Source organism: Gilvimarinus sp. 1_MG-2023, from assembly GCF_030548285.1.
This window is the reverse complement of sequence record NZ_JAUOSC010000321.1, coordinates 1-375: the sequence shown is the minus strand read 5'-3', so window position 1 is coordinate 375 and position 375 is coordinate 1. Positions and strand designations below refer to the sequence as shown.

Annotated in this window: 1 protein-coding gene; it reads left to right on the top strand. The window is 49.1% G+C overall.

Annotation, left to right across the window (positions count from 1 at the left end; translation table 11 throughout):
• Positions 1-373 (top strand): hypothetical protein (locus Q4563_RS16990; protein WP_303605328.1); only part of this gene is annotated, 373 nt, incomplete at its 5' end.
• Between the last annotated feature and the right edge of the window lie 2 nt (positions 374-375).

Below are 375 nucleotides of genomic sequence, written 5' to 3'. Positions count from 1 at the left end.
CATCCAGAGCGCGGACAAATCGTTTTGGCTACTGCAGATAGAAGAAGTACCGGCTGAGATCATCGAGCGGCTAGCGACTCAAACACAGGATCCGGCCAGCATGCTCAAAAAACATATCGGTGAAAGTCATGGTACCTCCGTCAGCTCCCTGATTTACCTGATCAAGCAGCACCCCAATATGCTTGCTCACTGCCCACTGCAGAAAGCCATCGATCATGCCAACCGAAACAGCCACATGGACTTTGCTGATGCTCTGAAGTCGGAACCATCTCTGCAGCCGTTCAAGGATTTTCGGGCACAACTTCAAAACGCAAAAGACCAACAGTTATTGCAGCAACTGATCAATCAGGCAGAACAAACCGAAACGATATAAAC